13 protein-coding genes and 1 tRNA gene are annotated in these 9,359 nt (G+C 46.4%); 11 read left to right on the top strand and 3 right to left on the bottom strand.

Annotation, left to right across the window (positions count from 1 at the left end):
• Positions 1-190: 190 nt before the first annotated feature.
• From F0L74_RS10000 to F0L74_RS10050, 11 genes are all read left to right on the top strand, one after another.
• Entirely contained in the window at positions 191-1,006 is an 816-nt protein-coding gene (locus F0L74_RS10000; protein WP_149837726.1) for a DUF7833 domain-containing protein, read from the top strand.
• On the top strand, positions 987-2,408 hold the full coding sequence (locus F0L74_RS10005; RefSeq protein ID WP_149837727.1) for a replicative DNA helicase: 1,422 nt from the start codon (positions 987-989) through the stop codon (positions 2,406-2,408). Before F0L74_RS10000 ends, F0L74_RS10005 begins: the two co-directional genes overlap by 20 nt.
• 147 nt (positions 2,409-2,555) lie before the next feature.
• Positions 2,556-2,846 (top strand): helix-turn-helix domain-containing protein, encoded by a 291-nt coding sequence (locus tag F0L74_RS34115; RefSeq protein WP_149837728.1) that lies wholly within the window; start codon positions 2,556-2,558, stop codon positions 2,844-2,846.
• Positions 2,843-3,196 (top strand): RusA family crossover junction endodeoxyribonuclease, encoded by a 354-nt coding sequence (locus F0L74_RS10015; RefSeq protein ID WP_149837729.1) that lies wholly within the window; start codon positions 2,843-2,845, stop codon positions 3,194-3,196. Before F0L74_RS34115 ends, F0L74_RS10015 begins: the two co-directional genes overlap by 4 nt.
• 2 nt (positions 3,197-3,198) lie before the next feature.
• Positions 3,199-3,552: a hypothetical protein gene (locus F0L74_RS10020; protein ID WP_149837730.1), complete on the top strand. Its 354-nt coding sequence runs from the start codon at positions 3,199-3,201 to the stop codon at positions 3,550-3,552.
• 1 nt (position 3,553) lies between these two features.
• The gene (locus F0L74_RS10025; protein WP_149837731.1) at positions 3,554-3,952 is read left to right on the top strand and encodes a DUF6915 family protein; all 399 of its coding nucleotides are present in this window, start codon (positions 3,554-3,556) and stop codon (positions 3,950-3,952) included.
• Between the two features lies 1 nt (position 3,953).
• Entirely contained in the window at positions 3,954-4,382 is a 429-nt protein-coding gene (locus F0L74_RS10030; RefSeq protein WP_149837732.1) for a hypothetical protein, read from the top strand.
• 50 nt (positions 4,383-4,432) lie between these two features.
• Positions 4,433-4,945, top strand: coding sequence for a hypothetical protein (locus F0L74_RS10035; RefSeq protein ID WP_149837733.1), 513 nt, complete (start codon positions 4,433-4,435; stop codon positions 4,943-4,945).
• Between the two features lies 1 nt (position 4,946).
• Complete coding sequence (locus F0L74_RS10040) at positions 4,947-5,348, top strand: hypothetical protein (protein ID WP_188315943.1); 402 nt, start codon at positions 4,947-4,949, stop codon at positions 5,346-5,348.
• Positions 5,349-5,350: 2 nt separating this feature from the next.
• Entirely contained in the window at positions 5,351-5,632 is a 282-nt protein-coding gene (locus F0L74_RS10045) for a hypothetical protein (RefSeq protein ID WP_149837735.1), read from the top strand.
• A gap of 1,639 nt (positions 5,633-7,271) precedes the next feature.
• Positions 7,272-7,508, top strand: coding sequence for a hypothetical protein (locus F0L74_RS10050; RefSeq protein ID WP_149837736.1), 237 nt, complete (start codon positions 7,272-7,274; stop codon positions 7,506-7,508).
• On the opposite strand, the gene F0L74_RS10055 is transcribed toward F0L74_RS10050, so the two are convergent.
• The 3 genes from F0L74_RS10055 to F0L74_RS10065 all read right to left on the bottom strand — a co-directional run bounded on the left by F0L74_RS10055 (position 7,503) and on the right by F0L74_RS10065 (position 9,316).
• A complete protein-coding gene (locus F0L74_RS10055) occupies positions 7,503-8,552 on the bottom strand; it encodes a site-specific integrase (RefSeq protein ID WP_149837737.1) in 1,050 nt (349 codons plus the stop codon). The genes F0L74_RS10050 and F0L74_RS10055 overlap by 6 nt on opposite strands.
• 126 nt (positions 8,553-8,678) lie before the next feature.
• Positions 8,679-8,762: transfer RNA gene (locus tag F0L74_RS10060), tRNA-Leu, on the bottom strand.
• Between the two features lie 35 nt (positions 8,763-8,797).
• The gene (locus F0L74_RS10065; RefSeq protein ID WP_149837738.1) at positions 8,798-9,316 is read right to left on the bottom strand and encodes a DnaJ domain-containing protein; all 519 of its coding nucleotides are present in this window, start codon (positions 9,314-9,316) and stop codon (positions 8,798-8,800) included.
• Between the last annotated feature and the right edge of the window lie 43 nt (positions 9,317-9,359).

The raw sequence follows: 9,359 nt of genomic DNA on the forward strand, positions 1-9,359 counted from the left end.
ATCGCCACCAGCGCTAAGGGGAAAGGGTGCTGCTTCAGGTTCGGCCATAGGCCATCTGCTCACGAGATCCGGGACAAACCGAAAACCCCACCCCGCGAGGGAAATCCGTTTCCTTGGGAGAAGAACGGGGTATTTAGCCCTGATGGATGGGCGGACGCATGTATTTATTAATCACAACATTTAGAGGGGTATGGCGAGAGACAGAATGATCCGGAAAAAGTTTTGGGACGACAGGAAACTAGCCAAAGTGAGTAGGGATTCAAGGTTAACTTTTATAGGGATTTGGAACCTTGCAGACGACTTGGGGATAGTGGTAGCGGACCACATTTTCCTCAAATCGAAGGTCTACCCGTTCGATAATATCCCCGTCCAGGCGTTCGACAAGTGGCTGGGGGAACTAAAATCGCACGGATTTATAAAGGAGTTTGTATATGGTGGGGATATCTTCTACTTCCTTCCCAACTTCAAAAAACACCAGACTATAAACAGGCCAAATTACGATGACTTAAACATTATTAAGGAGATAGCAGAAAAAATTATTGACTCTTTAACTGATCAATCAGTGAATATTCACGGATCAATCAGTGATCAATCAGTGAAAAATCATGATGGCATCAGTGATGGATCAGTGCCTAAAGAAGAAATAGAATATAAAAAAGAAAGTAAAGAAGAAGAAGAAGAAGAAGAAACCGCGTCGCCATCATCCCTTTTTGGTGACAGTACGGTAAAGCACATTGACGATTTGATGCCTGACTGCTTGAAGGACCGCGTGTACTACGTTGAGCATATATGCAGACAACTAAAGATCACCCCTGAATCTGTCCCTAAGTACCTGGAAGACTTCAATTCTTACCTGAAATCAACTGCCGTCACTATGAAGACAGTAAAGGATTACCGGGTGCATTCTCAAAACTGGATCAGGAAGAAGGTAGAAAGGGAGGGGCAAAACAATAAGCCTGAACAACAATCACTTTACAAAAAAGCAGATGCGAGCAGATACCAGTAGTTTCTACAAGGCAGGAATTCATTACAGTGTGGACATAGAGCGGACGCTTTTAGGGGCCTGTATGTTGGAGCAAACGGCATTTGGAAGGATTATACAGCTGCTGGACGGGCACGTTTTTTACCATGATGCAAACCGAATAGTATTCGACGCCTTCAAGGAAATGTGGGATAAATCAGTACCTGTCAATGATATGTCGCTGGTCCTGTCGTACCTGAGCAGAGAAAAGGGCATTCAAAGACTGGACGACGCCAACACCGGCTATTACCTGATACTGATATCCCGGGACGTGGTATCTACGGCGAACCTTGAACGATACGCGATTATTCTGCGCGAAATGTACATAGAAAGGGAACTCATACGGATTACCCAATCCGGACTAAGCAAGGAGGCCGATACAGGGGCCGAGATTTCCCGGCTGCAGCAGGAACTGAATCAACTCATGTTCAAAAAATCTACAGACAACTGGCAGGACATGAGCGCGGTACTGGTGAAGTTAATGCAGCACATGGACAACGTAAGGGGCAAGGACATGATCGGAGTTACAACCGGCTTTAAAACACTGGATCAGTATACCGGCGGATGGGCAGAGGGCGGCATGTACATTATCGGAGCACGGCCATCTGTCGGGAAATCTGCCCTATTGGGCAAGATGGTGATAAAGGCGGCTCAAGCCGGTAAGCACGTAGGAGTAGTTAGTTTAGAAATGCCGGACATACAGATTGGGGCGCGTTTGGCCAGCATGGAAAGCGATATAGAGTTTTGGCGCATATTCAGGGCAAAAATCGAAGATCAGCAGGCGAGTGATAGATTATACCATCAGATGGGAGAACTGGCAAATTTGCCTATCAAAATTAGCGATAAAACGCAAGTTAACTTAACCGACATAAAGGCCAAAGTAATTCAGCTGAAACACCGGGGACAATTGGATGTGCTTTTTATCGACTACCTGCAGCTGATGGACGCTGATCCTTCTGCCAAAAGCAATAACAGGGAGCAGGAGGTCGCGAAGATATCTAGGGGTTTGAAAATCTTGGCCATGGAGTACAGCATACCAATTATCGTGCTTTGCCAGTTGAACCGTGAATCTGAAAAGCGGAATGACAAGCGCCCGCGCCTGGCAGATCTCCGTGAATCCGGGAGTCTTGAACAAGATGCAGATGGAACCCTCCTACTGCACCGGCCCTGGATGGCAGGTATACAGACCAATGAACAGGGAGAAAGTACAGAGTGCATGGCTGAATTGATAATTGCCAAGTGGAGAAACGGGCAGGCAAATATAGTCATTGACCTGGGGTTTGACGGGGAGAAAATGAGGTTTTACGATCCAGCAGAACAGAACAGATTCAAGCCCCTGCCTAAAAATTATTACGAATCAGAAAAAGAAGATGATGAACCATTTTAAGTGTTGCAAGAAGTGCGGGAAGAGTAAGACGCTGTCTGAATTCCACCGAAATGAGAAATGCCCGGACGGGTACCAGTACAACTGCAAAGACTGTATTAACCCCGGGATTAAGGAACGCGCCAGGAGAAAACGAGAGGAGGCGAAGCTATGGAGCCCAATATAAACAAAACAATATCGGCCAATCTGCAATTCCTTCGCAGGTCCAATGGTTACACGCGGAAACGACTAGCAGAGGTAGCGGAGACTAACGAGGCTTCTATCAATTCCTATATCGAAGAACGGGCGCGGGCGCCATTGGAGGTGCTAATTAGAATATCGGACCACTTCAAGTTACCGCTTGATGAGCTGGTACGAGTTGACCTGAAAACCCGGTACGTCTGCCAGATGATCTGCCGGATGGATCGTATTGATGAGAAAAAATTAAAAACGGAGGAATGAAACAGACGATATACGGAACGGTACCCAGCAAAAGCAATTCTTACCGGATCATTACAATCAACGGGCATGCATCCCTGGCTAAGAGACCGGCACTTGCCCGGTATGAGAAGGATTTTTACATACAGTGTAACCATTACCGGGATGCGGGCATTGACGGATACTTTGAACTGCACTTAGACGTATACTACCCCAACCAGCGAGCAGACCTAGATAACAGCCTAAAAGTGGTGTTGGACTGCCTTCAGCGGGTCAAGGCGATAAAGAACGACAATAAGGCTGTAGGGTTGTTTGTAAGGAAGTTCCTGGATAAGGCCAATCCTCGCATTGAATTTCAATTAATAACGGTTTAGCCGTGAGCAGTTACCTGGAATACCGCCGCGCACTGAAGAACGGCACTGCTACGCCGCAGGCGAAGAAGAAGCCCACGAAGATCCGGCCCTTCAGCAAGAAGCGGGAGAAGATCAACAGGGTGTACGCGAAGAAATCCCGGCCGTTCTGGAAGGGCAAGGATTGCGAAATAAAGCTTCCTGGATGCACTGGTAAGGCGCAGTGTATAAACCACAAGAAAGGCAAGGCGACCACTGCCCTCCTGATGGATGAAAGGTTTTGGGAGGCCTCCTGCTTCTACTGTAACGGAGAAATAGAGAATAAAAATCAATGGGCCGTGGATAATGGGCATAAACTTTCAAGAAACAATAAATATTAATATGAGTGCGCCACACATACATGCTATTTCGTCTGCCAAAAAATACGGCGGAGTGATGGACGACTACATGGAAATCCATGCGAAGATGGACTGTAGCAAAGGGTATTTCCCGGACAACCGGCACAGGGTATTGACTCACACAATGTTTTGGATTCAGGAGGTAATGCTGCCAATATTCGGGCATGTAATGACAAACTCAGACGGGAAGATCGTATCAGTTAAGGATATATGTGAGCAACATATCTTGGAAGACTACCGACAGAAATTCATTCCAACCCCTCAGGACTTTATTCAAGAAATGGAGTTTAAGGACTGGATGCAAAACGGCCGCAGTGTGCCGGAATCCTGCAAAAAGCTATACAAGGCTAAACGAGATTTTTCACAATCAAATATAGACTAACATGGAAATTTTGGACAAGATCAAGCAGTCCCTTGCGGAGTTCGAAGAGAAAAAGAAGGCATATGTGGCCGAATTACAAAAGGAATTCCCGGGCATTATTCAGCCCCTGTTACTCCAGTGCGATCAAATTAAAAGCATCTCATGGACTCAGTATACCCCTTATTTTAATGACGGAGATGAATGCACATTTGGGGTCCACAATGATGATCTTGAGGTGAATGGGCAAGACCTATATGATCTGGAAGGATACGAACTATCCTACAGCAGAAAAGACAGGGAGCCTAGCCAATTGGAGAGGGCTGTTGACGACATTCGTTCTGCTTTGTCTGAAATTCCTGATGATTTTTACCTGGCCCTTTTCGGGAATCACGTAAAGGTGACGATCAACCGAGACGGTACTATCGAAAAAGAGGAGTACGAACACGAATAATTAAAAGGGAGGCCGACCCCTCCCTTGTCTTAAAAACTGCAATCTGTAATATGACACTGGAAGAAAGATTAAATCAGACCATTTCTGAACTGGAAGAGAAAAACGAAGTGCTTGAACAAGAAATTGAGGATGTAAAGCGCCAGTATGATCTTACCCGGACTGCTTGGCAAATTCATCAACCGTTTACAAACGATGAGTTTCCCCAGCAAATGCCATACCCTCGCCTTGAAATGAGGATGAACAGGGTTTCACCGGATGACTGGTACAGTATCGAATGGGTGTATGGGTTGGTATACCGGCACTATGGGGACGTATCAGGGAAAATTCTTCTATTCATCCCAATGAGCCGAACTACATCAGACGGTGGCAGCGGAGAATTCAGCTCCAGATGCCCGGGAGGTAAATTAGACCTCCCTTTCAGGGATGGACACCACATTCGTGCAGACGCTATGCTATTGGGGCTACCCGCTTTCATTATCTGCCGGGAGAAAAACATCTGTCAGAAAATAGATTTGATGACACTGGATATCTCACACATGAGATCCGAACAAACGAAACACTAATATGATACTCGCATTTTCTCAAATCAACCCGAAAACAAAGGAGCCTACCGGGTTTGTCGATAAGATACTGACCGGCAAGAAGATTCACACCATCCGGAGCGGTAATCGCTGGCGTGCAGGGGCAACCATTCAGATGGCAACCGGTGTCCGAACAGAAGACTACAACCAGTTCAACAGGGGCTATCCTGATCTGCAGATGTGCCGGTCAACGCAAACCATCCAGATCAGGCCAGCAGAGGAGATGAACGGCTCCAAGATATATGTAGACGGACGACTGCTGAATATGGACGAAGCTGTTACCCTCGCCCACAATGATGGGTTCCCTCACTTAGCTGCTTTCTGGACCTGGTTCAACGAGGACTTTGACGGGCAATTGGTTCACTGGACAGATTTTAAATATTGACTATGAAACGACACGAACGCAGCCGGATAAGCCGAATTAATAAAGTTGAGCAGGACGCGAAGGTTAAGTACTGCTACATCATCAAGGCTGGATGGTATTATAGAGAGCATTCCTGCGGATATACTGAACATGTAACTGAAGCGGGTGTCTACAGAAAGGAGGTGGCAATAAAAATATGTAAGCTATGCATTATAGAGGAGCCGATCCCCATCAATGCGCAGAAGCATAACCAACAAATTATCAAACAAATAACCGCGCTGGCAAGCAGGATTATAAAGCAGTAACCGTACCGGGCAACGCTCCCGGCAGATAATGACATACGAACAAAATATAAGATATCGGGCAGAGACGATAGCCGCAGCACTTTACCCGAAAACGTACCAGTTCGCGAAAAAGATGGAGACCAAGCACGGATCTAACCCGTCATGGACGACCAGCTACTACAAAAAGCAACTCGCGTACATGATAGAAATGGTGATGCCTATAGCTGTACTGTCACTGGAATGGTCGGCAGAGGACTACGGAGCAGGACATCATGACGGATGGATGGCGAAGGCTGGCAATTACGCTGGATTTGGTGCCCCCTCCTTGCAGGAGGGATTGGTAAAGAGCGGGCTAGTTTCTGATCATAAAAATATAACTCAATGATATGCAACATGATACTCACACCGCAACAAGCGAAGATCCCCAGCGAACATTTTGATTTTTCACAATGGGAGGCCGCGTTCGATTACTACTATGCAACGTGTGCTGTTCACGGGGTCGACAAGGTACAATTCGTATACTCACAACATCCCTACACCTCCGGCTATTGGGTAGAACCTGCAGGTTGCGAATGCTCCGTAGGGGATGATTTGATACCTGCGGAACGAGTCGAAGAACTGAGGTTGAAGATAGAGCGGGAAATCATTTCAGCGAACGATGAATCGCGAACACCCAAATTTGTAACCCTATGAAGGATGAAAGCACCCCACCCATTGACGTATTGCAGGAAAGCTGCCCGGTTTGCGGGAGCCGTCACATAGACTGCGTTACGGAGTGGGAAACGGGAGAAGAAAATCTGGAATACCGGCAATGCCTTGAATGCGGCTGGAGATTTGAATAACTATAAACGAACCGAAATGACAAGCCAGCAAAAGCTTAAAACGATAGTAGCACTAACAGGGTGGCGCCCCGCAGCCACAGAGGAAGGCCTTATACTGTCACCTAAAACCGCTGCTGGATAATGATGATAACGGTTGGCCGTGGGAGGTATGGTGAGTCGATCCGCGGCATACGCTTCAACGCCTCTGGGAGAACATAAATGGTATCGTGATCTGGAGTGCTAATTTGTGGCTGTGAGTTGTGAACCTCGGGGCTGTAAAAAGATAAGTAAATCAATAGTAGGCATCGAAGGAATTTTTCAAAGCGTTTAAACCATTTCTTTGCTACTTTCTTTGGGAATTTTATTGTAATCATCATTTGGGTTTAATCATGGGTATATATCTTGGTTTGTCTTTTTCGCCATTTGAAGGGACTGGTAATTAAAAAAATGTGAAGATTTTTTATTCGTCATAGGATAGGAAGGTTAATAATGCAAAGATATTACCTAGTTCAATATCGCCCAAGCATTAACAGCCAATGCCGACAGGTATTTTGCCATTATATAGCGTTAACATAAAAATCAAATAAAACGGCCCGGTAGGGCGTGAAGTATGAGGTATTTTCTAATAACATACAACGCGCGTAATGAGCGCAAAGAGGGATACGGGGCTTTATGGTTTCCTATGGACGGCTTCCCAAGTAATAAATTCATACGTCATCAGGCGACTAAAGACGGACTGATGGCCTCCAAGGATATCGTTATAACGAACATTTTCGAGTTCAAAAGTGAACAAGACTACAAGGATTTTGTGAGCGAAAATTAAAGTAAATTTGTGAGTGATGCAGAAGGAAGAGAAGACGATGATGAAGGCCATAGCATTATGCTTTAAGCCCTACCTGAAGCCCGAAGAGGCATATATTTATACCAATTTGGAACGGACCAGATTCCAAAAGAAGTGCGAGGAGTTCGGAATCCACAAGAACGCCGCCGGATACTTTAAGCGGGACGACCTGGACGACATGATGAGCGGCAAGCCATCCCGAATATTAGAAGCAGCAAATAAGATCAGATTATGAGGGGAGGTTTTTTATCGCCTCCTCCCCTGATTTTTTCTTATACCGTTGGTATGTTTTGTGAACGTATTTCGTAGTTGTATGTCCCAGCAGCCCGGCTACCGTAGCTACGTCTACCCCGGCATCTTGGAGCAGAACAGACATAGAGTGCCGGAGAGAATGCCAAGTTATGTGCTTGGCTATTCCCGCCTTCTTTACCCATTCCTTCAATGATTTATTCGCCCCGTCTGCCGTTGGCAGATTAAATACCCTTCCTTTACTCCGTTCTCCGATTGCTAGCTTTGCATTTTCGTGAAGTGGCACTTCTACCCGAAACCCGGTTTTCTTCTGCGCTTTTAGGAGGATACTATTTTCTTTTACATCAACCCATTCAAGCGGCTCCACATCACACCACCTCAGACCGGTATATAATGAAAATATAGCGGCTTTTTTCACTTCCTGATTGGAGCAAGGGAACTTCATCAGCTTAATATATTCTGATGCCTCCAGAATATCCTTTTGCCCGCTAGGGTGCGCCTTGGTCTTTACATCTGCTGCCGGATTAATCCTAAAATACCCTTCCTTCGTGGCTGCTTTCATTACTCGCTTGAATCTCATAAAGTAATCGGCTGGCGTTTCTCCGTTAAGGTTATCTAGCAGGTAGCTTCGGAATCTCTCGCAAAGGTTCTCTGTGATCTCTCCTGCGCTTATGTGTGCCTTACCGTGAAATTTCTTGAAAGCCTCCAGACAGCAAGAGAGGCTGCGGTTGCCCGGCCGCTCATTAGCGCTTACAAACGCCTGAAAATAATCAAAGAAGTTACTTTTTAATTTATGAGCAGGCACATGACCGGATGCGATCGCCTGCAGGTCTAAAGTCATTTGCGACCGCTTAGTTTCCAAGATTGCCAGCGCGTCCTTATTAAATTGCTTCTGCGTAGAGTCTTTGGGTTTAGCCCACGTATAAATGCCTGATGCCTTTCTTTGGCCAGCGCCTTTGCCCCATTCGAGATAATACCATACCTTAGCCTTATCCCTTGAGGTTTTAGATGAGATTGTGATGTTCGCCATGGTGTTCGCCGTTTGTTCGCCGTTTTTGGCGGTAAAATGTAATAAAAAGCGTTATTAACTGACACCGGCAATATAAGAAAAAGCCCGTAAATACTGAACTTTCAAGCATTTACGGGCTTCATATCGTGCCCAGAACAGGAATCGAACCTGCACTACCTTGCGATAACCAGATTTTGAGTCTAGCGCGTCTACCAGTTCCGCCATCTGGGCAATCCGCTTTACATCTCAGGGAACAAGCCATCCCTTCAATTGCGGGATGCAAATGTAGATAACTTCTCCCGAATCTGCAATAAATATTTTCGCCTGAAATAATACTCTTTCAACTTGTCCATAGCCCCCTGAGATACATGCTCATCATCATACCCCGCCAGTATAGGCGCCACCCGGCTACGCAGCTCCTGCTCCATAGCCACTACATCCTGGTAAGCCTCCGCTATCGCCTCTTCCGTGGGATTATACTCCAGCTCCAGCAGCCGTTCATGAATATCCTGCATCTCCATCATAAACAGGGATGACAGTCGATACCCCTCCGCTGCCGCCAGCTCGCCTTTGATCTCCAGCACATGCCGCAGCAACTGGAGCTCATCGCTAAGCACCAGGAAAGCCTGGTCCAGCACGGTCCATTGCTCCGCCACGGCGGTATCGCCGGACTTCGTATGCGTATCAGGGTGGTATTGCCGGCTCAGTTCATTATACCGGCGCTGTAGCAGGGAAACATCAACCTGCAGTGTAACGTGGATTCCAAAAAGTTCAAAGTAGTTCATGCCCTAATAAAGTTAACGATCTGTTCTCAAAAAAGAAAGAGTC

The organism is Chitinophaga agrisoli, from assembly GCF_008386695.1.
Taxonomy (GTDB): domain Bacteria; phylum Bacteroidota; class Bacteroidia; order Chitinophagales; family Chitinophagaceae; genus Chitinophaga; species Chitinophaga agrisoli.